Origin of the sequence: Lutibaculum baratangense AMV1 (genome assembly GCF_000496075.1) — a bacterium.
Taxonomy (GTDB): Bacteria; Pseudomonadota; Alphaproteobacteria; order Rhizobiales; family Tepidamorphaceae; genus Lutibaculum; species Lutibaculum baratangense.
This window is the reverse complement of sequence record NZ_AWXZ01000040.1, coordinates 354,521-375,896: the sequence shown is the minus strand read 5'-3', so window position 1 is coordinate 375,896 and position 21,376 is coordinate 354,521. Positions and strand designations below refer to the sequence as shown.

Annotated in this window: 23 protein-coding genes and 1 pseudogene; 8 read left to right on the top strand and 16 right to left on the bottom strand. The window is 68.8% G+C overall.

Annotated elements, in window-relative coordinates:
• Nucleotides 1-32 precede the first annotated feature (32 nt).
• Complete coding sequence (locus N177_RS19540; RefSeq protein WP_200863436.1) at nucleotides 33-641, bottom strand: NUDIX domain-containing protein; 609 nt, start codon at nucleotides 639-641, stop codon at nucleotides 33-35.
• Between the two features lie 149 nt (nucleotides 642-790).
• On the opposite strand from N177_RS19540, the gene N177_RS21780 reads away from it, so the two are divergent.
• Nucleotides 791-943, top strand: coding sequence for a hypothetical protein (locus N177_RS21780; RefSeq protein ID WP_160170949.1), 153 nt, complete (start codon nucleotides 791-793; stop codon nucleotides 941-943).
• A gap of 3 nt (nucleotides 944-946) precedes the next feature.
• Here N177_RS21780 and N177_RS19535 read toward each other — a convergent pair whose 3' ends face one another.
• Together N177_RS19535 and N177_RS19530 are read right to left on the bottom strand one after the other, a co-directional pair.
• Nucleotides 947-1,618, bottom strand: coding sequence for an HAD family hydrolase (locus N177_RS19535; protein WP_023434157.1), 672 nt, complete (start codon nucleotides 1,616-1,618; stop codon nucleotides 947-949).
• Between the two features lie 89 nt (nucleotides 1,619-1,707).
• Nucleotides 1,708-2,232, bottom strand: coding sequence for a CreA family protein (locus N177_RS19530; RefSeq protein WP_040486192.1), 525 nt, complete (start codon nucleotides 2,230-2,232; stop codon nucleotides 1,708-1,710).
• Between the two features lie 445 nt (nucleotides 2,233-2,677).
• Between N177_RS19530 and N177_RS19525 the strand changes: the two genes are divergently transcribed.
• On the top strand, nucleotides 2,678-3,175 hold the full coding sequence (locus tag N177_RS19525) for a MarR family winged helix-turn-helix transcriptional regulator (RefSeq protein ID WP_051402486.1): 498 nt from the start codon (nucleotides 2,678-2,680) through the stop codon (nucleotides 3,173-3,175).
• Between the two features lie 16 nt (nucleotides 3,176-3,191).
• On the opposite strand, the gene gltX is transcribed toward N177_RS19525, so the two are convergent.
• Genes gltX through N177_RS19505 form a run of 4 tightly spaced genes read right to left on the bottom strand, consistent with a single transcriptional unit; the run spans nucleotide 3,192 to nucleotide 7,017 of the window.
• Nucleotides 3,192-4,520 (bottom strand): glutamate--tRNA ligase, encoded by a 1,329-nt coding sequence (gene gltX / locus N177_RS19520; protein ID WP_023434154.1) that lies wholly within the window; start codon nucleotides 4,518-4,520, stop codon nucleotides 3,192-3,194.
• A 15-nt stretch (nucleotides 4,521-4,535) separates the two neighbouring features.
• Complete coding sequence (locus N177_RS19515) at nucleotides 4,536-4,817, bottom strand: hypothetical protein (protein ID WP_023434153.1); 282 nt, start codon at nucleotides 4,815-4,817, stop codon at nucleotides 4,536-4,538.
• Between the two features lie 14 nt (nucleotides 4,818-4,831).
• Nucleotides 4,832-6,409, bottom strand: a complete 1,578-nt coding sequence (locus tag N177_RS19510) for a nitrilase-related carbon-nitrogen hydrolase (protein WP_023434152.1) — start codon at nucleotides 6,407-6,409, stop codon at nucleotides 4,832-4,834.
• 17 nt (nucleotides 6,410-6,426) lie between these two features.
• Nucleotides 6,427-7,017: an NUDIX domain-containing protein gene (locus N177_RS19505; RefSeq protein ID WP_023434151.1), complete on the bottom strand. Its 591-nt coding sequence runs from the start codon at nucleotides 7,015-7,017 to the stop codon at nucleotides 6,427-6,429.
• 187 nt (nucleotides 7,018-7,204) lie between these two features.
• Here N177_RS19505 and N177_RS21490 point away from each other — a divergent pair.
• Nucleotides 7,205-7,280 (top strand): annotated as a pseudogene (locus N177_RS21490).
• A gap of 122 nt (nucleotides 7,281-7,402) precedes the next feature.
• On the opposite strand, the gene N177_RS19500 reads toward N177_RS21490, so the two are convergent.
• From N177_RS19500 to N177_RS19480, 5 genes are all read right to left on the bottom strand, one after another.
• Nucleotides 7,403-8,521, bottom strand: a complete 1,119-nt coding sequence (locus tag N177_RS19500) for a methyltransferase domain-containing protein (RefSeq protein ID WP_023434150.1) — start codon at nucleotides 8,519-8,521, stop codon at nucleotides 7,403-7,405.
• A gap of 123 nt (nucleotides 8,522-8,644) precedes the next feature.
• A complete protein-coding gene (locus tag N177_RS19495) occupies nucleotides 8,645-9,406 on the bottom strand; it encodes an ABC transporter permease (RefSeq protein WP_023434149.1) in 762 nt (253 codons plus the stop codon).
• Nucleotides 9,403-10,332: an ABC transporter ATP-binding protein gene (locus N177_RS19490; RefSeq protein WP_023434148.1), complete on the bottom strand. Its 930-nt coding sequence runs from the start codon at nucleotides 10,330-10,332 to the stop codon at nucleotides 9,403-9,405. The genes N177_RS19495 and N177_RS19490 overlap by 4 nt, the downstream gene beginning before the upstream one ends.
• 57 nt (nucleotides 10,333-10,389) lie before the next feature.
• Nucleotides 10,390-10,791 (bottom strand): GFA family protein, encoded by a 402-nt coding sequence (locus N177_RS19485; protein ID WP_244444316.1) that lies wholly within the window; start codon nucleotides 10,789-10,791, stop codon nucleotides 10,390-10,392.
• Nucleotides 10,792-10,829: 38 nt separating this feature from the next.
• Nucleotides 10,830-12,236 (bottom strand): class II 3-deoxy-7-phosphoheptulonate synthase, encoded by a 1,407-nt coding sequence (locus N177_RS19480; RefSeq protein ID WP_040486190.1) that lies wholly within the window; start codon nucleotides 12,234-12,236, stop codon nucleotides 10,830-10,832.
• 126 nt (nucleotides 12,237-12,362) lie between these two features.
• Here N177_RS19480 and N177_RS19475 point away from each other — a divergent pair, with 126 nt between their 5' ends.
• The 5 genes from N177_RS19475 to N177_RS19455 all read left to right on the top strand — a co-directional run bounded on the left by N177_RS19475 (nucleotide 12,363) and on the right by N177_RS19455 (nucleotide 18,050).
• Nucleotides 12,363-13,085 (top strand): VIT1/CCC1 transporter family protein, encoded by a 723-nt coding sequence (locus N177_RS19475; RefSeq protein ID WP_023434145.1) that lies wholly within the window; start codon nucleotides 12,363-12,365, stop codon nucleotides 13,083-13,085.
• 33 nt (nucleotides 13,086-13,118) lie between these two features.
• Nucleotides 13,119-14,528, top strand: coding sequence for an MFS transporter (locus N177_RS19470; RefSeq protein WP_023434144.1), 1,410 nt, complete (start codon nucleotides 13,119-13,121; stop codon nucleotides 14,526-14,528).
• 140 nt (nucleotides 14,529-14,668) lie between these two features.
• Complete coding sequence (locus N177_RS19465) at nucleotides 14,669-15,829, top strand: carboxylate-amine ligase (protein WP_023434143.1); 1,161 nt, start codon at nucleotides 14,669-14,671, stop codon at nucleotides 15,827-15,829.
• Nucleotides 15,830-15,977: 148 nt separating this feature from the next.
• Nucleotides 15,978-17,552, top strand: a complete 1,575-nt coding sequence (locus tag N177_RS19460; protein ID WP_040486189.1) for an OpgD/OpgG family glucan biosynthesis protein — start codon at nucleotides 15,978-15,980, stop codon at nucleotides 17,550-17,552.
• Nucleotides 17,553-17,654: 102 nt separating this feature from the next.
• The gene (locus N177_RS19455; RefSeq protein ID WP_023434141.1) at nucleotides 17,655-18,050 is read left to right on the top strand and encodes a thioesterase family protein; all 396 of its coding nucleotides are present in this window, start codon (nucleotides 17,655-17,657) and stop codon (nucleotides 18,048-18,050) included.
• Between the two features lie 8 nt (nucleotides 18,051-18,058).
• On the opposite strand, the gene N177_RS19450 is transcribed toward N177_RS19455, so the two are convergent.
• The 4 genes from N177_RS19450 to gor all read right to left on the bottom strand — a co-directional run bounded on the left by N177_RS19450 (nucleotide 18,059) and on the right by gor (nucleotide 21,338).
• Nucleotides 18,059-18,793, bottom strand: a complete 735-nt coding sequence (locus N177_RS19450; RefSeq protein WP_051402485.1) for a DUF2161 domain-containing phosphodiesterase — start codon at nucleotides 18,791-18,793, stop codon at nucleotides 18,059-18,061.
• Nucleotides 18,794-18,866: 73 nt separating this feature from the next.
• Complete coding sequence (locus tag N177_RS19445) at nucleotides 18,867-19,535, bottom strand: spermidine synthase (protein ID WP_023434139.1); 669 nt, start codon at nucleotides 19,533-19,535, stop codon at nucleotides 18,867-18,869.
• Entirely contained in the window at nucleotides 19,532-19,873 is a 342-nt protein-coding gene (locus tag N177_RS19440; protein WP_040486278.1) for a DUF1622 domain-containing protein, read from the bottom strand. The genes N177_RS19445 and N177_RS19440 overlap by 4 nt, the downstream gene beginning before the upstream one ends.
• A gap of 88 nt (nucleotides 19,874-19,961) precedes the next feature.
• Nucleotides 19,962-21,338, bottom strand: a complete 1,377-nt coding sequence (gene gor / locus N177_RS19435; protein WP_023434137.1) for a glutathione-disulfide reductase — start codon at nucleotides 21,336-21,338, stop codon at nucleotides 19,962-19,964.
• Between the last annotated feature and the right edge of the window lie 38 nt (nucleotides 21,339-21,376).

Genomic DNA, 21,376 nt, shown 5'->3' with positions numbered 1-21,376 from the left:
GCCGCGGACAATGGGCGCTCGCTCCGCCAGGGTCAAGCCCCTTGCCACGGCCCCAGCGTGTCCAGCACGGCCTCCGGCAGCTGGCCGCGCCGCCACATCAGGTCGAGCTTGAAGAGCGCGGCGAGCGACATCGCGTCGGTGATCTCGCCCGAGAGCGCCATTTCGATCGCCTCCTTCAGCGGCAGGCGACGGACCGCCAACTCCTCGGTGTCCTCGGGCTCTGCGACGCCCTCCGTCAGATCCCAGGCGAGGTAGAGGTGCCCCACCTCGTTCGTCACGCTGTTGGAGGTGTGCAGCCGCAGGTATTCGAGCCAGCGCGCGGCCGAGAGCCCCGTCTCCTCGGAAAGCTCGCGCGCGGCGCTCTCCTGCGGCGACACGCGGGGATCTCCGCCGCCCTCCGGGATCTCCCAGCTATAGGCGTCGAGCGTGTAGCGATACTGCCCCACCAGGACCGTGCGTCCCTGCGCATCGAGCGGCACGACCCCGACGGCGATGCTGCGGAAGCCCACGACGCCATAGATGCCGGGCATTCCGCCGGGGGTCGTGACCTGATGCTCGTCCACCTCGATCCAGCGGTTCTCATAGACACGCCTGACGCTGTGCGTCTGCCACCCGCCGCGGGGCCTCATCCCTCTGTTCATGCTTCGCTATCCCTGACGATCCGTTAGCGGCATTAGCGCATTTTTCACGAATCCGAACGCTAGATGAATGAACGGTTCAGGCCCTGTACGAGGCGAATCCTCTAGTGTCGACCGCATCGTTGCTCAGTTGAGTTCGGAGTTTTGTCGCGATGCAGCACGTCCTTCTCCCTTTCAGCCTGGTGCTCGCCCTCGTCGGCGGCGTGGCCGTCTATCAGCTGGAAGAGAGCCCGACTTACGCCCACCACGCCGCAGCCTCGGGCCTCGCGCTGTGCCTCGGTTCGGGATACGGCTGCTCGCGTTGATCCTCAGGCCGGCGCGCCCTCGAGCGGCGTCAGGCCGGTGACCGGCGTCGGGAACACGGGCAGGCCCATTTCCGCGAGGTCGGTGCTCAGGAGCCCGCCATCCTCGAAGAGCATGCAGCGGAACCCCAGGGCATGGGCGGTGGCCAGGTTCTCCTCGCGGTCGTCTATGAAGACCAGTTCCTCGGGACCATACCCCGAGCGCTCGATCAGCACGTCGTAGATCCGCCGGTCGGGCTTTCCGACGCCCTCCTCGCCGGAGAGCACACGGTCGTCGAAGAGGCCGAGGAAGGGATAGGCTGCGACGGTGCGATCCCACAGCTCGGCGGGAAAGTTGCTGAGCGCGAAGACGGGCACCCCTGCTTCCTTCAGCGTCTCGAGCACCTGGACGGCGCCATCGATCGGGCCACGGATCGTCTCGAGCCAGCGACCGTAGAACGCGCCGATATGACCCTCGTAGCCGGGGAACCGGGGGGCAAGGGCGCAGGCTGCCGCGGCGCAGGGGCGGCCCCGATCCTGTTCCGCGTGCCAGGACATGCTGCACACATGGGTCAGGAACCACTTCCTCTCGTCCGCGCACGGGATGAGCTTGCGGAACAGATAGTCCGGGTTCCAGTCGATCAGCACGTTGCCGACGTCGAACACCACACCCTTGGGCCGAAGAACGAGTTTGTTCACGAGCTTACCTTCCACGCCTCGAACACTATGGTGCGCAGCACAAATACGTCAACCTGCCACAGCCGCACCTGCGCGACGCGCGGATCACGTCACCGCTGCAGGTAATCGCCGCAGCGCGGGGCAGGTTCCGTCGTGCCCCAGGGCATGATCGGCACCGTCGACGTGGAGTTCTTCGGGCTGCCCTCGACCAGCTTGTCGGTGTACACGAGATAGACGAGCACGTTGCGCTTCTCGTCGCAGCCGCGCACGATCTGCATCTTCTTGAAGAAGACGGAGCGCCGCTGGCGGAACATCTCGCCCCCCTGCTGGATGTCCCCCTTGAAGCTGATCGGGCCGACCTGGCGGCAGGCGAGCGACACGTCGGAGGTCTCCTCGGCAACGCCGAACATCCCCTCCACGCCGCCTTTTTCCGGCACGGTGAAGTGGCATGCCACCCCCTCGACCAGCGGGTCGTCCACCGCATAGGTGGCGAGCTTGTGGTCCGGCGTCAGGAACTTCCAGACCGTCGACTTCTTGAAGATCAGGTCGGGTTCCTGAGCATTCGCCGCGGTCATCCAACCCGCTCCCAGCATCGCCAGGAGCGCGCCGCAGGCCAGGCGTGGGCCAATACGCATCGTGGTCACTGTCTCCTCGAGTGGTGCCGGCCCCCGCCGGTGCTCAAATGTCGCCAGACGACAGGCCGAACACATGTGGGGAGCGGCAGAGGCGGCTTCCAGTCGTGACGGTGCGCCGTGCTGGCGGCAGCAGCGTTCTTCGCACGCGCACACCGAATGGACCGGATAAATTCGCCGCGAGCGGGCTCTGGAAGCGACCGCGCATGTCGCCACGGGTCATGGAGATGTCGCGGGGCCCGGTTCAACTTTCACAACCTACCCGAAGTTGTGATCACGTTCCGACGAGAAACGAATTCTGCTTCCTATCCATTTTCCCGTATATGCAGTCAACTATATTAGCTGGTAGAGCTTCCGAACAATCCCGCATTTGGAAGATTCGGGTTCTTCATGGCCCGGTATCGTACCGGGGCCGAAGGGGCTCGGCTGCGGAGAACAACGGAACCGCATGACTAAATCGACCGCGCAAAAATCCGCTTCGCCGCGTCAGCTCGGGCTGGAGTCCTTCCTTCCTTACCGCCTCGTGCTGCTCGCCGACCACGTGAGCCAGGCACTGAGCAGCATCTATGGCGAGCGCTTCGGAATCTCGAACCCGGAGTGGCGTGTCCTCGCCCTGCTCGGGGAACTGGGCGCGCTGACGTCGACCGAGATCGTCCGGCGCGGCCGCATGCACAAGACGAAGGTCAGCCGGACGGTCTCGGAGCTCGAGAGCCGCGGACTCGTCAGCCGCCGCGTGAGCCAGGTCGACATGAGGGTCGCCCATCTCAGCCTGACGACGCAAGGACGCGCCCTCTACGAGCGGATCGTGCCTCTGGCGGCCGAGTTCGCCGAGGGGTTGGCCGACGGAGTCGGAGAGGACGACATGGAGGCTCTCGAGCGGGCCCTGGAGGCCATCACCGAGCAGGCGGAGAAGCTGGCGGAGAGGCTCTCGCGCAACGACGGCTGAGGCCCTTGCTCGCCCTTCACCTCTTCCGGAGCCGGGCCTCCACCCGCTCCCGCCCGAGAAGGGGCAGGAACGCCCTGAGCTCGGGCCCGTGCTCCCGCCCTGTCAGGGCGAGGCGCAGTGGCATGAACAGGTCTTTTCCCTTGCGGCCGGTCTGCGCCTTCAAGGCGCCGGTCCAGCTCGACCAGGTTCCGTCGTCCCACGGCTCCGGCGGCAGCTCGCGTGCCGCGACATCGAGAAACTCCCGATCCGGCGGCGGTGGCTCGACGGGCCCCTCGATCACGTCTCGCCAGATGATCGCGTCACGGACACGGTCGAGATTGCCGCGCACCGCCAGCCAGAACCGCTCGCCCAGATCGGCACCCACGCTTGCCAGGCGAGCCTTCGCGGTCTTGTAGTCCATCTCGCGGATCAGGCTGCGGTTCAGCCCCTCGAGCTCGGCCTCGTCGAAACGGGCCGGCGCGCGGGAGAGGCGCATGAGATCGAGCTCGCGCGCGAGGCTTGCGAGGTCGGGCCGTGCCTCGACCGCCTCGGCCGAACCGAGCAGCACGGCGAGGCTCGCGACGGCCGCGGGCTCGTAGCCCGCCTCGCGCAGCGACTTGAGCGACAGGGCGCCAGTCCGCTTCGAGAGAGCCTCGCCGCTTCCCGCGATCAGCAGATTGTGGTGGGCGAAGCCCGGCGGCACGCTCCCCAGCGCCTCGAAGAGCTCGATCTGCACGCCCGTGTTCGTGACGTGGTCCTCTCCACGGATGACGTGGGTGATGCCGAGGTCGATGTCGTCGACCACGCTCGGCAGCGTGTAGAGATACGTCCCGTCCTCGCGCACGAGGACCGGGTCCGAAAGCGCCGTCGTCTCCACGTGCTGCGGCCCGCGGCACAGATCGTCCCATTCGACGCGGCGCTCCCGCAGGAGGAAGCGCCAGTGCGGCCGCCGCCCCTCCTCCGCGAGCCGCTCCCGCTCCTCGGGCCCGAGCGACAGTCCGCTGCGGTCGTAGACCGGGGGCAGGCCCTGCGCGAGCCGCAGCTTCCGCCGCCGCTCCAGCTCGTCCGGCGTCTCGTAGCAGCCATAGAGCCGGCCGTCGCCACGCAGCCTCCGGGCCGCCTCGTCATAGCGATCCAGCCGCTCCGACTGGCGAACCACGAGGTCCGGCTCGATGCCGAGCCAGGCGAGGTCCTCGATGATCTGCTCGGCATATTCCTCGCGGCTGCGGGCCTGGTCCGTGTCGTCGAGGCGCAGAACGAAGCGTCCGCCACGGCCCTTCGCGAAGAGCCAGTTCAGAAGCGCGGTCCGCGCGTTGCCGATGTGGAGAAGCCCCGTCGGCGAGGGCGCGAAGCGAACGACCGTCATGAGGCTCGACCGTCCTCAGGCGGCGTTGCAGACGAAGACGATGTAGACGATGCCGCCCGTCGCGAGGACGAAGGTCGCGCTCTGCAGCTTCACCGACTTCACGAGGCTCACCCGCGCGCCTTCGGCGGCAGGTCCGAACGCGTTCTCCTTGAAGAGCGCGGCGCTCGCCCGGTTGAACTCCTCGCTGCTCAGGCCCGAGGCTTCCCGGAGGTGGCGGAAGCGCCGCGTCGTCAGGATACCCATGACGAGCCCGACGGCCAGAAGCGCCACGACGGCGGAGCTGATGAACGAGCACATGACCTGCTAAGCCCTCACGATGTGTCTTTGTTCTCTTTGGCGCCGCCCCACCGGTCGACGATGGGAAGGCGCATATCTGAAGCACCGCCGCGGCGCCCGAAAGTCGGCCCCGGCGCCGCCTGTCGCCTCGTACCCTCCGCCGCGAGCAGGCGGGCCGCCACCTGCCGGACCACAGCCGGCTCGACGCCGGCGCTTTCCGCGACCTCTGCGCATCCCAGCCCTCGCTCGAACAGCGCCGCGAGAATATCGTCGAGCGGGACCGTGTCAGGCAACCCCGTGGGGGCCCAGCTCGGCAAGCCGGGGGCCGGAAGCCGTGCAAGAACCGGATCGGACCCCGCCAGCTTCGCGACCTCGCCGGCATAGAGACCCTTCAACGGGTTGAACCGCGCTCCGGGCGCCGTCGCCCCGAGCAGGAGCCGGGTCCGGCTGACGCCCGTGACCGGCACCTCGTCCCTGCGCGCGGCGGCGATCCCGAGCGCCAGGGCCACCAGGGGCTCCTGATCCCCGTCACCACAGGCGCTGACGCCGAGCGCCGCCTCCAGCGCGGCCGAGGCCTCCGCGAGGTCGACCACCTCGACCGCCACGCCGCGCGACGCCGCCCAGGCCTCGGCACCCGACGTCTGGGCGCGCACCCCGCGGCTTCCTCTGGCGATGAAGCCGCTAACGTTCTCCGCCCCGAGGGCCTCGACGGCCATCGCGGCGGCGAAACGGGCCTCCGCATCGTCCGCCAGCGGCAGGAGCGCGCGCTGCCCCCCGCTCTTGCGCACGAAGTCGCGCAGGCCGAGGACGCAGGCGAGCCGGAGGGCGTCGTTTCCCTCCGCCAGCACCGCCCGTTCGCCTTCGCCGCAGGACCAGGCCTCGCCGGAGCGCCGCCACCGGCTGAGGGACACACCTTCCGCGAAGGCGGCCATCTGGAAGGCGAGCGAGCCGTCCCGGTTCAGCCCGAAGGAGGCGCCGTCGAAGACGAGCTCGTCCTGCCCGCCGACGAGGTTCGTCCAGACGAGCGGCAGGACCGACTCCGTCACGCGCGCGACGGCCGCGTTGAGCCTCTGGTCCTGGCGCCCCGGATGCCAGGACGACGCCGTCAGCGCGACGAGAAGCTCCGCACCGGTTTCCTCGAGGCATTCCGCGACCTCCTCGGTCGCGAGATCGTCGCCGAGCAGCACGCCGATCGCCACGTCGCGGAAGCGGATCGGGCCCGGCAGCTCGCCGCGATCGAAGATCCCTTCCTCCGCGCTCGACAGGAGCACCTTGCGCTGCACCGCCGACACCGCCCCGCCTTCGGCGAGGCAGGCGGCGCTGAAAACCCGCGGGCCGTCGCGCCACGGCACCCCGAAAAGCACGGCCGGGCCGCCATCCGCCGTGTCGGCGGCGAGGGCCGTGGCGGCGCCGCGGCAGGCGTCGAGGAAATCGGGCTGGCGCGCCAATCCCTCGAGCGGCGCGCCGGAGAGAGAGAACTCACCGAGCACCACCAGTTCGGCGCCCTGGGCCCCGGCCGCACGACGCGCCGCGCGCGCGGCCTCCAGGTTGCCCGCGAGGTCGCCGACCGTCGGGTTCAGCTGCGCGCAGGCTATGGCGAGGCTGCCGGTCATGGCCGGTGATTCCTGGATCAGGCGAAGAGGTCCGGCCGCGACGCCATCAGGCGCAGCACCGCCACGACCGTCTTCGCGTCCTCGATCCGGCCGTCGAGACACATCTCCCGGATGTTCGCGAGCGGAAGCTCGACCACCTCGATCATCTCGGATTCCTCGTCCAGACCGCCCGTTTCCGCCGCCGGCGGCCCGTCATAGAGGCCCCAGAACAAATGCACCCGTTCGAGCACGGCGCCGGGTGAGGTCCAGACGTGGCCGAGGCCCGCGACGTCCCGCACCTCCAGGCCGGTCTCCTCCTGCGTCTCCCGCTCCGCGCAAGCCTGGGCGGAATGGTCGTCGAGGATGCCGGCCGGCATCTCGAGGCACCACGGCTCCGACCCGTCGAGGAAGGGCGCGGTGCGGAACTGCCGCACGAGCGTTGCCCGGCCCCGTCGAGGATCGACGGGCAGAAGGGCCGCGACGTGGCCGTGGCTGTGCACCTCCCGCTCGATCACCGCGCGACCGGCCGGCGAGGACACCGCGATCCGCAGGAGGTCGAGCTTCACGAACCCCCTGTAGAGGGGCTCGCTCGAGAGAATCGTGGCGCTGCGGCTCTGGTCCTTGCTCATGCCGCCCGACTACCCGCAAACGCGCGGCTCCGGCAACCATTCGTTAACGAATGAGGGCGGAGAATTCCCTTGTCGGGCAAAGACCCGCCGCTCCTGCCCCGCGGCCGCCGTGCCACGGAGACACAGGAGTTGTGGAAAGAACGACGCCGCGTCTGGCCCGGGCGCAAAGAAGGACTACACTCGAGGATGGTCCCGTAGCTCAACGGAAAGAGCACCCGGCATCGTGGAGGGGCGTGCGGGTTCGAATCCCGCCGGGACAGCCACTCGACTGTTGCAGCGCCCAGCGGCGTGTGCTGGTCTCCTTTCGCCCGGCGCAGCCGCAACGCGCCTCTGTGCGTAGCCCCGTCGGCACCGTCCCCCGCGCCTATCTGGATCATCGCCACCGCTAGCTGGCGGCCTTGCGATAGTCCATCCGCACACGACGCATGACGTCCTTCGGCCCAGCTATCATGGTCAGCCAGTCGAGCCCGCCGATATAGTGCCCGACGAGGCTCTCGCTCGCGTAGACGGGCGTGAGCCCGGCTATCTCGAACATCCTCTCCCACCCCGCCCGGCTGAAGGACCACAGATGCTGGACGTCCGGAGCCGCGTCGAACGGAAGGTTGAACACCTGCTCTCGGGGAGAGGCCGCGATCACGAACATGGGCTCGAACGCCGCCACTTGCTTCAGGAACGCCAGCGGATCTTCGAGGTGCTCGAGGAACTCGAACATGGAGATGATGTCGAAGCGCTCGCCGGCTTCGTGCCTCTCGCGCAGCCTCTGCAACGCGTCTTCCGCGAAGAAGCTCCGCCCTCGCGTGCGGCGTGCATTGGCGATGGCGATCTTCGCCGCCTGCAGGTCTGTCCCGACGATGCCCCATTCCCCGTCGCCAAACCGCCCGGGGTCCACGCCGTTGGTGATCGTCCCGGGGCCACACGCGACGTCGATCCAGCTCGTCGAAGGCTTGCCATTCAGCGCGCCGGCGAGTGCGAACAAGACCTCGACGTGGGTCAGGGCAAGGGGAATCCGGAAGGAGTGGTTGATGTTGGGAGGGAGTTGGACCGGTCGAAACGAGGTGTGGGCGTTCGTCTCCTGCCTCACCGGCTTCGTGTTGCGGTCGTCGTTCTCATAGAACTCGTCGTAGCTGCTCGCAGGATTGCGGACGTGTGGCCGAACCGAAGCAAGTGGCAAACGCGAACCGCGGAGCGCCGCTATGGTGTCGTTTCCCTCCTGCCTCCAGTTGTCGAAGAAGGTCGCCCGCTGCTCGAGCGCGGCCTGCGCCCGTTCGAGCGATGGCTCTGGAGGAACTGCCAGAACGCGCCGCCGCAACTTGCGCAGCCAGGCCCGGCCGGAACGGTCATCCCGGCCCGCGACCGTCCGAAAGTGGGCGACGATGTCGGCAACATAGGAGAACAGGAACGGGTCGCTTCGCTCCAGGCGATCCGCTATCGCGATCCACTGGTCGAGATCTCGCCGCTGCCATGCCGCAGAAAACTCCGAGAACGTGCCTCGCCTACCGTCCATCGTGTCCCCCCACTGACTGAGCGTGGTCTAGTGCGGGTGTTGAGTGTTCTGCAACGAGAAATTCCCCCGAGAGGATATCGTGTCGGGCGCCCATCGGCGAGTTGCTGAACCGTGGCGCCCCCCTCACGTCCTCAACCGGTAGCCGGTGCGGAAGATCCACCAGATGATGCCGATGCAGATCGCGAGGAACACGCCGGTCATCGCGACGCTCACGCCGACATCGACGTCGGAGACCCCGTAGAAGCTCCACCGGAAGCCGGAGATCAGGTAGACGACGGGATTGAACAGCGTCACCGTCTGCCAGAACGGCGGCAGCATGTCGATCGAGTAGAAGCTGCCGCCGAGAAAGGTCAGCGGCGTGATGATGAGGAGCGGCACGAGCTGCAGCTTCTCGAACCCGTCCGCCCAGATGCCGATGATGAAGCCGAAGAGCGAGAAGGTGATCGCCGTCAGCACGAGAAACGCCAGCATCGCGACCGGGTGCTCGATCCGCAGCGGCACGAAGAGCGCTGCCGTCGCCAGGATGATGAGGCCGAGGCCGAGCGACTTCGTCGCCGCCGCCCCCACGTAGCCGATGACGATCTCGACGAACGAGACGGGCGCCGACAGGACCTCGTAGATCGTGCCCGTGAACCTCGGGAAGTAGATGCCGAACGCCGCGTTGGTGACGCTCTGGGTGAGGAGCGACAGCATGATCAGGCCGGGCACGATGAACGCGCCGTAGCTGACGCCGTTCACCTCCTCGATGCGCGAGCCGATCGCCGCGCCGAACACGACGAAGTAGAGGACGGTCGAAATCACCGGCGACACGACGCTCTGCAGCAGCGTCCGGAAGGCCCGGTTCATCTCGAAGGCGTAGATCGCGCGGATCGCATGCAGGTTCATGATGGCGACCTCACGAGGCTCACGAAGATCTCCTCGAGCGTGCTCTGCTTCGTCTCGAGGTCGCGGAACCGGATGCCCGCCTCCCGCAGGTCGCCGATCAGCCGGGTGATGCCGGTGCGCTCGCCCTGGGTGTCATAGCTGTAGGTCAGCACCATGCCGTCGGACGACAGCTCGAGATCATAGGCCGCGAGCGAGACCGGCACGGCATCGAGCGGCTCGTTCAGATGCAGCGTCAGCCGCTTCTGCCCGAGCTTGCGCATCAGCTCGGCCTTCTCCTCCACGAGGATGATCTCGCCGCCGCGGATCACGCCGACCCGGTCGGCCATCTCCTCGGCCTCCTCGATATAGTGGGTCGTCAGGATCACCGTCACGCCCGTCTCGCGCAGTCGCCGCACGACGTCCCACATGTCGCGCCGGAGCTCCACGTCGACGCCGGCCGTCGGCTCGTCGAGGAAGAGGATCTCGGGCTCGTGCGACAGCGCCTTTGCGATCAGCACACGCCGCTTCATGCCCCCGGACAGCTCCTTGATCCGGGTATCCCGCTTCGACCAGAGCGACAGGGCCTTCAGGATCCTCTCGATGTGGTCTGGATTCTTCGGCTTGCCGAAGAGCCCACGGCTGAAGCTGACGGTCGCCCACACCGTCTCGAAGGCGTCCGTCGTCAGTTCCTGCGGCACGAGACCGATCTTCGAGCGCGCGGCCCGGTAGTCGCGCACCACGTCGTGGCCGCCCGCGAGAACCTGGCCCGAGCTCGGGTTCACGAGGCCGCAGATGATGGAGATGAGCGTCGTCTTCCCGGCACCGTTCGGTCCCAGGAGCGCGAAGATCTCGCCCTTCCGAATATGGAGGTCGACGCCCTTCAGCGCCTCGAAGCCCCCGGAATAGGTCTTGGTGAGGTTGGAAACCTGGATGACGGCGTCTGGCATGACCGGGCCGATGTGGTGAGGCGGCAGGAGGAAGTCAAGGAAGGACCGGGAACGTCCTCAGCTGGGCTTTGATTCCCCGGGAAAGGCCGGCAGATCGTCGGTTATTTCGTAATAGTCGCCCTTCTCGGCGACGAAGATGTGATGGGAGATCTCGAGGCCGGTCGGCAGGTCGAGCGAGCCGGCCATGATCGACACCATGTTCTCGCCCACAGCCTGCCAGAAGAGGGTCGATCCGCAGGTCCGGCAGAAGCGGCGCACCGCCCGGCCCGTCGCGCGCCATTCCCCGAGGTGCTCCTCGCCCTCGATCTGGATCATCTCCGCGGGCGCCGCCGTGGCCGCGGCGTGGTGGCCGGTCTGCCGGCGGCAGGAGTCGCAATGGCACGCGATCACGGTCCTCAGCGGCCCGCGCACCGTGTACGTGACGGAGCCGCAGGCGCACCGGCCCGTCCGGCTCGGCACCGTTCGCGGCCCTCGCGACATCCCTCAGACCCCGCCGGTCAGAACCCTGCTCCCATCCCGGCCGCGAAATCGACGCGGAGCGGCCGCGACCGGCTCTCGCGCTCGGCCTTCAGCCCCTCGGCGATGAGGAAGGACAGTTCGAGCGACTGGTCGGCGTTCAGGCGCGGATCGCAATGGGTGTGGTAGCGGGCCGACAGATCCGTCTCCGAGAGGCCGCCGGCGCCGCCGGTGCACTCCGTCACGTTGCGGCCGGTCATCTCGATGTGCACGCCGCCCGCATGCGTCCCCTCCGCCTGGTGCACGGCGAAGAAGTTGCGCACCTCCTGCAGGATCCGGTCGAACGGCCGCGTCTTGTAGCCGGTCCCCGCCTTCACCGTGTTGCCGTGCATCGGATCGCACGACCACACGACGGAGCGGCCCTCGCGCTTCACCGCGCGCACGAGCTGCGGCAGCTTGTCGAACACCTTGTCGGCACCGAAGCGGCAGATCAGCGTCATCCGCCCCGGCTCGTTGTCGGGGTTCAGCGTGTCGAGCAGCCTCAGAAGGCCGTCGGCGTCGATGCTGGGCCCGCACTTGAGGCCGAGGGGGTTCTTGATGCCGCGGCAGAACTCGACATGGGCGTGGTCGGGCTGGCGCGTCCTGTCGCCGATCCAGACCATGTGGCCGGAGGTCGCGTACCAGTCGCCGCTCGTCGAATCGACCCGCGTCAGCGCCTGCTCGTAGCCCAGAAGCAGCGCCTCGTGGCTCGTGAAGAAGTCGGTCTGGCGGAACTGCGGCGTCGCGTCCGCGTGCACCCCGCAGGCGCGCATGAACTCGAGCGCCTCCGAGATCCGGTCGGCGATCTCCTGGTAGCGGTGCCCCTGCGGGCTGCCGGAGACGAAGCCGAGGGTCCACTGGTGGACGTGCTCGAGATTGGCGTAGCCGCCCTGCGCGAAGGCGCGCAGGAGGTTCAGCGTCGCCGCCGACTGGCGATAGGCCTGGAGCTGGCGGTGCGGGTCGGGCGTGCGCGCATCCGAGGTGAAATCCGGGCCGTTGATGATGTCGCCGCGGTAGCTCGGCAGCTCCACCCCCTCGACGGTCTCCGTGGGGGCCGAGCGCGGCTTGGCGAACTGGCCCGCGATGCGCCCGACCTTCACGACGGGCAGGGCCGCCGCGTAGGTGAGCACGACGGACATCTGGAGGAAGACCCGGAAGAAGTCGCGGATGTTGTCGGCGCCGTGCTCGGCGAAGCTCTCGGCGCAGTCGCCGCCCTGCAGGAGGAAGCTCTCTCCGGCCGCGACCTTCGCGAGCTGGCTCTTCAGCTTGCGCGCCTCTCCGGCGAAGACGAGCGGGGGAAATCGCTGGAGCGAGGCCTCCGCCTCGAGAAGTGCCGCCGGGTCCGGATAATCCGGGACCTGCGCGATCGGCATCTTCCGCCAGCTATCGGGTCTCCACTGCTCAGCCATTTCGACGTTCCAACTCTTCTTCGTGTCCTTGTCGGCGGTGCTGTTCCCGCCGGGTCCGGGCGGGTTATACACACCCGCTGCCCGGCTTGACCAGACTTCCGGGCTACCTCTACGTCAGGAACCCCGATGCCCAGGCTCGAGCACGACCACTCGCCCCAGGCCATCGCACGCCGACTCGCCGAGGGCCCCCGCGTCAGCTACGTCCGCGACTGGGTCTACGGCGCGATCGACGGCGCCGTCACGACCTTCGCGATCGTCGCCGGGGCGATCGGCGCCGAGCTCTCCCCCCGCGTGGTCATCATCCTCGGCGTCGCGAACCTCCTGGCCGACGGCTTCTCGATGGCCGCCGCCAACTATTCCGGCACCCAGGCCGAGCGGGAAGGATACGCCCGTCTGCGCGAAATGGAAGCGCGCCACGTCGCCGAGGCCCCCGACGGGGAGCGCGAGGAGATCCGGCAGATCTACGCCGCCAGGGGTTTCGAGGGCAGATCCCTGCGCGACATCGTCCGATTGGTGACCGCGCGGGAGAAAACCTGGATTGACACGATGATGCTGGAGGAGCACGGCATGTCGCCGGTCCAGCGCTCGCCGTGGCGTGCGGCTGCGGTCACCATGCTCGCCTTCGTCCTTGCCGGGTCGTTGCCCCTCCTGCCATTCGCCCTAGCTCTGCCACGCGCGGCTGAGATTGCGGCGCTCGCCACGGGCCTGACCTTCTTCCTTGTCGGCTCGGTGAAGAGCCGCTGGTCGGTGAGGTCCTGGTGGGCGTCTGGCCTGGAGACGTTCCTGGTCGGCATGACGGCCGCCTCGGTCGCCTACGTCGTCGGAGCCGTTCTCGGCGGTCTGGGCTGAGGCGCGTGTAGGAAAGTTACGGTTAGGGCGAACATGCGGTCAGCCATCGCATCCATCGCGGCTCTGATGATCTCGGTGCTCATCCTGCTCACCGGATCGGGTCTTCAGAGCACGCTCATCCCGCTGGCGGCGGCCAATTTCGGATTCGACACGATCTTCGTCGGCCTGATCGGCTCGTCCTACTTCCTCGGCATGGCGGTGGGTTGCCTCGTCGCGCCGCGCTTCATCCGCCGCACCGGCCATATCCGCGCCTTCGGCGCCGTCACCGCCGTGACGACGGCCGCCGCGGTGCTGCACGCGCTGGTCATCGAACCGATCACCTGGAACATCCTGCGCTGCATCACCGGCTTCTGCTACGCGGCCGCCTACGCGATCATCGAGAGCTGGCTGAACGACAAGTCCGACAACACGATCCGCGGCCAGATCCTCGCCTTCTACAACCTGATCACCTTCGCCGGCATGGCGGCGGGCCAGCAGTTCCTCGGCCTCTACCCGACGACCGGCTTCGAGCTCTTCGCCATCAGCGCGGTCCTGATCTCGCTTGCCGCGCTTCCGGTCGCGCTCACCGCCTCGGCCTCGCCGCCCATACCGGAATCGCCGGAGATCCGGGTCCGCTGGCTCCTGAAGCTCTCGCCCGTCGCCGCCGCCGGCGTCCTCACCGTCGGTCTCGCCAACGGCACGTTCTGGACGCTCGGCCCCGTCTACGCGACCGCCCTGGGCCTCGGCGCCGCCGGCGTCGGCACCTTCGTCACCGCCTCGATCCTGGGGGCGGTCGTCGCGCTCTGGCCGGCGGGACGGCTGTCCGACCGGATCGACCGGCGCATCGTGATCCTGCTGTGCTGTGCGGCCGCCGCCATCGCCGGCATCGGGCTTGCCTTCTTCGCGGGCGACTCCCGCCTTGCGCTCTACGGTTTCGCCTTCCTCTTCGGCGCGGGCGCCATGCCCATCTACTCGCTGTGCTCCGCGCATGCCGCGGATTTCGCAACCCCGCGCGAGATGGTGCAGGTCTCGACGGGCCTGCTACTGGTCTACACCCTCGGCGCGATCACCGGCCCGTTCGCGGCAGGCTTCCTCATCCGCGAGCTGCCGGTCGGCACCATCTTCGTCCTCACGGCGGTGGCCCATCTGGCGATGTTCGCCTTCACGATCGTGCGCCTCAACCGGCGCGAGGCGCCGCCGCCGGAGGAGCGCGAGCCCTTCGTCGCCGTGCCGAGGACCTCGCCCGGCATCACCGAGCTCGACCCGCGCGCCGTCACGCTGTCCGATCTCGAGGCGGACACGGTGGTGATCGAGCCGGAGGCCGCGCCGGCCGAGCCGGAGCCCATTGCCGCCGTGATCGAGGAGCCCCCTCCGCACCCCGCGACGGTCGAGGTCGAGGCGTTCCTGCCGGAAGCGCAGCCGGAGATCACGCCGACGGAAGACAAGGAGTGGGCGTCGCCCTGAGCCTCGCGGGTGGAACCACGGCCTGCCTTCGCGCATCCTCTTCTACACGCGCCGTGCACCACGCGCGGCGCACCGGCAGGAATGAGAGATGCGCTCAGGGTTCGATCACGAGGTCCGTCGAGGGTTGCGGGGGCGAGGCGATGGCTGCTGAGGTTCCGGCCTTCACCCTCGGCGTGGAGGAGGAATACCTCCTCGTCGACTTGAAGACGCGCGACCTCTGCCCCGACCCGCCGAAGTCCTTCATGGCGGCCTGCGAGGCGGCGCTGCCGAAACGGGTGGCGCCGGAATTCCTGCGCTGCCAGATCGAGGTCGGCACGCCGGTCTGCGGCAACGCGGCCGAGGCGCGCGCGCATCTGTCCCATCTGCGCGGCACGATCGCCCGCCTGGCCGGCGAGCACGGGCTCGCGCCGATCGCCGTCTCGACCCACCCCTTCGCGCAGTGGGCGAGCCAGCAGCACACCGACAAGGAGCGCTACCACGCGCTGGCCCGCGACATGCAGATCATCATCCGCCGCATGCTGATCTGCGGCATGCATGTGCATGTAGGCATCGAGGACGAGGCGCTGCGCCACGACATCTTCGGCCAGGCGGTCTACTTCCTGCCGCACCTCCTCGCGCTGTCGGCCTCGTCTCCCTTCTGGCAGGGCCACGAGACCGGCCTCAAGTCGTACCGCCTCTCCGTCTTCAGCGAGATGCCGCGCACCGGGCTGCCGGACGCCTTCGGCAGCGAGCGCGACTACCGCCACACGATCGAAGCGCTCGTCGAGACGGGCCTCGTCGATGATCCCACGAAGGTGTGGTGGGACATGCGGCCGTCCCACCGCTTCCCGACGCTCGAGATGCGGATCACCGACTGCTGCACGAGGCTCGACGACGCGATCGCCATCGCCGCGCTCTTTCAGTGTCTTTGTCGCATGCTGTGGCGCCTGCGCCTTCGCAACCAGCGCTGGCGGGCCTATCCGCGGGTCCTCGTGGAGGAGAACCGGTGGCTCGCCCAGAAGCACGGCCCCACCGGCGAGCTTGCGGATTTCGGTCGCAAGGCCCTCGTCCCCTACCCCGAGCTCCTCGAGGAGATCATCGACCTCGTCCGCGAGGATGCGGAGCATTTCGGCTGCCTCGGCGAGGTCGAGCATGCGCGCCGCATCCCCGCCGACGGCAGCTCCGCCGACCGGCAGATCAGGATCTTCCACGCGGCGCGCGCCGACGGCGCCGACCAGCACGAGGCGCTGAGGGCCGTGGTCGACCATCTCGTCCAGGAGACGGTGGCCTCCTGCTCCTCCCGCGCCCGCAGCCCTGCCTGATCGTCTCGCGCCCGGGCCGCCTCGACGGCGGGAACGGGCCTTCTTCGTCCGCGTTGCAGATCCCGCGGGATGCCGTCTTTCCCGGTCCCGTGCCGCGGCCACGGAGTCTTCTCGCGCCGGGTTTCGCACGCTTTCATGGGGATCTGCCTTGCTCACGAGACGACACCTGATGGGCCTGATGGCGGCCGCCGCCCTCGTCCGCCCGGCGCGGGCGGCAGCGCCGCAGCGCACCCCGGGGGCTGCTCCGCTCGTCTTCGCCGATCCCGTTCCCTTCAGCTGGTCCGACCTCCTCGCCCGGGCCCGCCGCATGCGGGAGGAGCCCTATGCGCCGGCCGTCGATCCGGCGCCGGAGATACTCGCCCGCATCGGCTACGAACAGCACCACGCGATCTACCAGCCGGTCGGAGGCGGCATGTTCGTCGCGCCCGACCGCGACGGGATCGTCACGGCCTTCCATCTCGGCGAGCTTTTCCGCAAGCCGGTGCGGCTCAATCGCCTCGAAGACGGCATGGCGCACGAGCTCCTCTACCGCCACGAGTATTTCTCCTACCCCGAGGGGCACCCGGCCGACGACATGCCGCCGGGCGCCGGCTTCGCGGGTTTCCGGGTGCACGAGCCGTGGATCGGCGGCGGCCAGGCCGGCGACTGGCTCGTCTTTCTCGGCGCCTCCTATTTCCGCTCCTCGGGCGACCTCAAGCAGTACGGCATCTCGGCGCGCGGCATCGCGGTCGACACGGCGATCGGTGCGGACGGCGACGAGGAGTTCCCGGACTTCACGGAGTTCTGGATCTCCGAGATGTCCGGCGGCCTGATGACGATCTACGCGCTGCTCGACGGCCCGAGCGTGACCGGCGCGTTCCGCTTCGAGGTGCGCCACTTCCCGAACGTCGTCATGGACGTCACGGCGCGCGTCTTCCTGCGTGAGGACGTCCGCCGCTTCGGCGTCGCGCCGCTCACGAGCATGTACTGGTACTCGCAGGAGAAGCGCTGGGCGCCGGGCGACTGGCGGCCGGAGGTCCACGATTCCGACGGGCTCCTCGTGCGCACCGGCCAGGGCGCCCATCTCTGGCGGCCGCTCACGAACCCGCCGGAGGTCTCCGTCGTCTCGTTCCCGCTGCCGCGGAACTCGGGCTTCGGCCTGATGCAGCGCGACCGCAACTACGATCACTACCAGGACCGGGAAGCCTTCGAGCGCAGGCCGAACCTGTGGGTCGAGCCGGTCAGCGGCTTCGAGGCGGGCGAGGTGCAGCTCGTCGAGTTGCCGACGCGCGTGGAATACGGCGACAACATCGTCGCCTTCTTCGTGCCGTCCGCGCCCGCGACGGCTGGCAGCGACTTCCACTTCCGCTACCGCCTCCACTGGAGCGGCGAGGAGCCGGAGACGCGCGATGCACGCCTGCGCGATTTCCGCCTCGGCCCGCCCCGCCGCAACGACGGCGCGACCCCGCCGCGGCTCGAGCACAAGGTGATCGCCGACTTCGTCGGCGGTTCGCTCGCCGGCCGCGATCCGCGATGGGCCAGCGCGCGGCTTCAGATCTCCCGCGGCTTCGCCTTCCAACCGAGCCTCACCCGCATAGAGAACAGGGACGACGGATGGCGCCTGCAGTTCGACCTGTTCTCGCGGGGGCCCGAGCCGGTCGACATCGAAATCGTCCTGCGGGCCGGGCGGGACGCGCTCAGCGAGCCGACGGTCCTGCGCGTCTGGCCGGAGCAGGACCTCTGAGGCGGCCCGCCGTCGGCGCCCCTGCGAATCCGCGCGGGAAGTGCTAGTAGAATCCGCCTGCCCGATATCCCACGCCGTATCCTAAAGACGAAGCGAGAGCGAATGGACCAGTTGAAGCCAGGCCTCACCGGCCGCGCGAAGATGGTGGTCGGCACGAACGACACGGCGCCGCGTGTCGGCTCCGGCCACGTCCACGTGCTCGCCACCCCCGTGATGATCGGCCTGATGGAGGAAGCCGCCCTCGCGGCCGTCGAGCATCTCCTGCCCGAGGGCAAGCAGTCGCTCGGCACGCGCATGGACGCCTCCCACATCGCCGCGACCCCCGTCGGGATGAAGGTCGAGGCGGTCGCCGAGCTCGTCGAGGTCGACGGTCGCAAGCTCGTCTTCGAGGTCACGGCGCGCGACGCCATGGAGATCATCGGCGAGGGCCGCCACGAGCGCGTCGTCGTCACCGGCGCCTCCTTCCAGAAGCGCATAGACGAGAAGATGCCGGACTAAAGAGCTCTTCACCGGGGGAAGGCGTCGCGGGCAGCCTCCTCCGGGGCCTCGTCGGGATCCGGATCGACGACGTCGCGGGGCTCGCGAGCGGGCACCGGCTGCGGCCAGCGCGCAAGCGCCCGGTGGCCCTCCGGCGTGATCGCATAGACGCCGCGCTCGGTCCGTTCGAACCAGCCATAGACGTTGCGCGCGAGGATCTTCGCGGCGTCCGGCGCCTCGGCCTTCAGGTCGCGCGGGCGCTTCGGCCCGTCCGCCAGACGCGCCGCGCAGACCAGCGCCTGCTGCCGGTAGGCCGTCATCACGGGTCGCCGCGAGCCGCCCCCCACCGCCGGGTCGCCCTGCCGCCTGCGGTGCTCCTCCACGAGCCGCGACCGCCGCCTGCGGTTGCGCGGTGGCATGGGTGCGGCGGGACTGACGATAACCTCCACCTGGCCCCCTTCGGAGACGCCGAGCATGCCGAAGCCCAGACGGCGGCAGAGATTGCGGAATCGTGCGTCGCCCTCGCGGCCCTTCCCCCTCTTCGACAGGCGCGCAGCAAGCCAGACCTCGTCGCTGGCCGCGGCTCGGTCGACCGCCTGGAGCACGAGTTCGAGGTTGAAGCTCATCTTCAGCTCGCAGATGACCACGAGCGGCGCCTCTCCCTCCCTCACGGCGAGCAGGTCGCAGCCGCCGATCTCGCCCTTCACGGCGAAGCCGAGCTCCTCGAGGTAGGCTTTGACGGGATGATAAAGAGACGTTTCCAGGCCCGGATCTCCCAGACGAATCGGCCGGCATGGCCCGCCATCTTCTCAGGATGGCGCGCGAAGGTCAGGACCTTCAGGCGGTCGCGAGCCAGATGACGTGGCGCGCGCCCTTCTTGCCGCGATGTGCGCGGACCCGGATCTCCTCGATCTCGAAGCCCGTCTTGGCGAGGCGGCCTGCGAAGCGGTCGTCTGGGAAGCACGACCAGATCGCGAGCACGCCGCCGGGCTTCAGCGCCGCCTTCGCGATGCCGAGCCCGGCCATCCCGTAAAGCCCGTCATTCGCCTCCCGCGTCAGTCCTTCGGGGCCGTTGTCGACGTCGAGCAGGATCGCGTCGTAGGTCTTGCGGTCGCGCCGCATGATCTCGCCGACATCGTCGACCCGGATCTCCACCCGTGGGTCCTCGAGGCTGCCGCCGAAGATCTCGGCCATCGGCCCCTTCGCCCAGCGCACGACCGCCGGCACGAGCTCGGCCACGACGACCCGCGCGTCGTCCGGGAGCACGTCGAGCGCCGCCTTCAGCGTGAAGCCCATGCCGAGCCCGCCGATCAGCACTGCCGGGTTCCGGCAATCGGAGATCTTCTCCCACGCCCTCGTGGCCAGGGCCTCCTCGGAGCCGCTCAGCCGGCTGTTCATGAGCTCCGTGCGGCCAAGCCTGATCGAGAACTCCGAGCCGCGCTGCATGAGCTTCAGCTCGTCGCCTCCCGGCACCTGCGTCGTCTCGTGGTGAATCCAGGGGATCATCCCGGCGCTCCGCTCGTCTTCGCTTCCTCCCGGGCCTTGGCCTGCCAGGGCCACCGCCCGTCGATCTCCACTTCCAGCGAGAAGCTAAGGAACGTTCTGATGAGAACGATCCCGCCGAGTACGAGCACGCTGTCGAGCGAGGGCTCGATCGCGACGGTGTTGATGATGTCAGCGGCCACGAGAAACTCGAGCCCGAGCAGGATCGCCCGCCCGAGCCCGGACCGGAAGGCGCGGTAGGCCTCGTCGCCGTCCCCGCCGAGCCAGTCCCTCACATATCGGGCGGTCGCCGCGGCGGTGCCGGTCACGATCACGGCGACGCCGGCGATCTCGATCAGCATTGTGATCCAATGCAGCGCCTCGTTCAGCATCTCGCTAACGCCCTTTCGCTGTCAGGCGGCGGCCGCGCGTGGGCCGGGGCGGGCTCCCTCAGCCTGCCCCCACCCGCTCCACCGGCTCGCGCATCGTCACGAGCTCCTCGGCGGCCGTGGGGTGAACGGCGACCGTCCGGTCGAGGTCCGCCTTCGTCGCGCCCATGCGGACGAGCACGCCGAGAATCTGGATCATCTCGGCCGCCTCCGGCCCGAGAATGTGGATGCCGACGAGCTGGTCGTTCGTCCCGTCGACGAGGATCTTCATCGTCATGCGTTCCGTCCGCGGCGTCAGCGTCTGCGGCAGCGGCCGGAAGCTCGCCTTGTAGATGTCGAGGCGCGAGCAGCGCTTGCGCGCGTCCTCCTCCGTCAGGCCGACCGACGCCATCTCGGGCGTCGTGAACACCGCCGTCGGCACGAGCTCGTGTCGAGCGTCCGTCGGGTTGTTCCTGAACACCGTCTCGACGAAGGCCATGCCCTCGCGGATCGCAACCGGGGTCAGCGCCAGCCGGTCGGTCACGTCGCCGATCGCGTAGATCGAAGGGATCGAGGTCTGGCTGTAGTTGTCGACCATGATCTGGCCGCGCGGGCCGCAGGCGATCCCGCGCTCCTCCACGTGCAGCCCCTCGATGTTCGGCACGCGCCCGATCGCGAACATGACCTGGTCGGCCGAGACGCGTTCCCCACCCTTCAGCGTGGCGCGGAGCCCGTCCCGAAGCTTCTCGACCGCCACCACGTTCTCGCCGCAGCGCACGTCCACGCCGCGCTCGCGCATCGCGTCCTGCACCCCCTTCCTCAGGTCGTGGTCGAACCCTCTGAGTATGAGGTCGCCCCGGTGCACGAGCGTGACCTCGGCGCCGAGCCCGTTGAAGATCGAGGCGAACTCCACGCCGATATAGCCGCCGCCGACGATCACGATCCGCTTAGGAAACCGTTCGAGATGGAATGCGTCGTCGGAGGTGATGGCGTGCTCGATGCCGGGGATCGTGCGATCGAGATAGGGCCGGCCGCCCGTGGCGATCAGGATGTGCCCCGCCGTGATCTCGCGGTCGAGGTCTGGAAGCCTCACCGCGTTCGGCCCCGTCAGCTCCGCCCGCGTGTTGAAGGTCTCCACCCCCGCCTTCTCGAGATTGCCCTTGTAGAGCCCCTCGAGCCGGGCGATCTCCTTGTCCTTGTTGGCGATCAGCGTGTTCCAGTCGAACGAGCGCTCGCCGAGGGTCCAGCCATAGGACGCGGAGTCGTCAAAGTGATCGGGAAACCGGCTCGCCAGCACGAGGAGCTTCTTCGGCACGCAGCCGCGGATGACGCAGGTGCCGCCGAACCGGTAGCGCTCGGCGATGGCGACCTTCGCCCCGGTCTGCGCGGCGACCCGCGCCGCCCGCACGCCGCCGGAGCCTCCCCCGATGACGAAGAGATCGTAGTCGTGGCCACTCATGGCCTCTGCCCCCCAAATCTTGCCTGCAGAACGCCCGG

Bases quoted from the DNA above. Each gene is read 5' to 3' on its own strand.
- N177_RS19510 (WP_023434152.1), bottom strand. From the start codon at position 6,409: ATGACCGGCAGCCTCGCCATAGCCTGCGCGCAGCTGAACCCGACGGTC.
- N177_RS19455 (WP_023434141.1), top strand. From the start codon at position 17,655: ATGGACCAGTTGAAGCCAGGCCTCACCGGCCGCGCGAAGATGGTGGTC.
- gor (WP_023434137.1), bottom strand. From the start codon at position 21,338: ATGAGTGGCCACGACTACGATCTCTTCGTCATCGGGGGAGGCTCCGGC.
- N177_RS21780 (WP_160170949.1), top strand. From the start codon at position 791: ATGCAGCACGTCCTTCTCCCTTTCAGCCTGGTGCTCGCCCTCGTCGGC.
- N177_RS19505 (WP_023434151.1), bottom strand. From the start codon at position 7,017: ATGAGCAAGGACCAGAGCCGCAGCGCCACGATTCTCTCGAGCGAGCCC.
- N177_RS19490 (WP_023434148.1), bottom strand. From the start codon at position 10,332: ATGCCAGACGCCGTCATCCAGGTTTCCAACCTCACCAAGACCTATTCC.
- N177_RS19540 (WP_200863436.1), bottom strand. From the start codon at position 641: ATGAACAGAGGGATGAGGCCCCGCGGCGGGTGGCAGACGCACAGCGTC.
- N177_RS19445 (WP_023434139.1), bottom strand. From the start codon at position 19,535: ATGATCCCCTGGATTCACCACGAGACGACGCAGGTGCCGGGAGGCGAC.
- N177_RS19530 (WP_040486192.1), bottom strand. From the start codon at position 2,232: ATGCGTATTGGCCCACGCCTGGCCTGCGGCGCGCTCCTGGCGATGCTG.
- N177_RS19465 (WP_023434143.1), top strand. From the start codon at position 14,669: ATGGCTGCTGAGGTTCCGGCCTTCACCCTCGGCGTGGAGGAGGAATAC.
- N177_RS19495 (WP_023434149.1), bottom strand. From the start codon at position 9,406: ATGAACCTGCATGCGATCCGCGCGATCTACGCCTTCGAGATGAACCGG.
- N177_RS19470 (WP_023434144.1), top strand. From the start codon at position 13,119: ATGCGGTCAGCCATCGCATCCATCGCGGCTCTGATGATCTCGGTGCTC.
- N177_RS19515 (WP_023434153.1), bottom strand. From the start codon at position 4,817: ATGTGCTCGTTCATCAGCTCCGCCGTCGTGGCGCTTCTGGCCGTCGGG.
- N177_RS19440 (WP_040486278.1), bottom strand. From the start codon at position 19,873: ATGCTGATCGAGATCGCCGGCGTCGCCGTGATCGTGACCGGCACCGCC.
- N177_RS19480 (WP_040486190.1), bottom strand. From the start codon at position 12,236: ATGGCTGAGCAGTGGAGACCCGATAGCTGGCGGAAGATGCCGATCGCG.
- N177_RS19525 (WP_051402486.1), top strand. From the start codon at position 2,678: ATGACTAAATCGACCGCGCAAAAATCCGCTTCGCCGCGTCAGCTCGGG.
- N177_RS19475 (WP_023434145.1), top strand. From the start codon at position 12,363: ATGCCCAGGCTCGAGCACGACCACTCGCCCCAGGCCATCGCACGCCGA.
- gltX (WP_023434154.1), bottom strand. From the start codon at position 4,520: ATGACGGTCGTTCGCTTCGCGCCCTCGCCGACGGGGCTTCTCCACATC.
- N177_RS19500 (WP_023434150.1), bottom strand. From the start codon at position 8,521: ATGGACGGTAGGCGAGGCACGTTCTCGGAGTTTTCTGCGGCATGGCAG.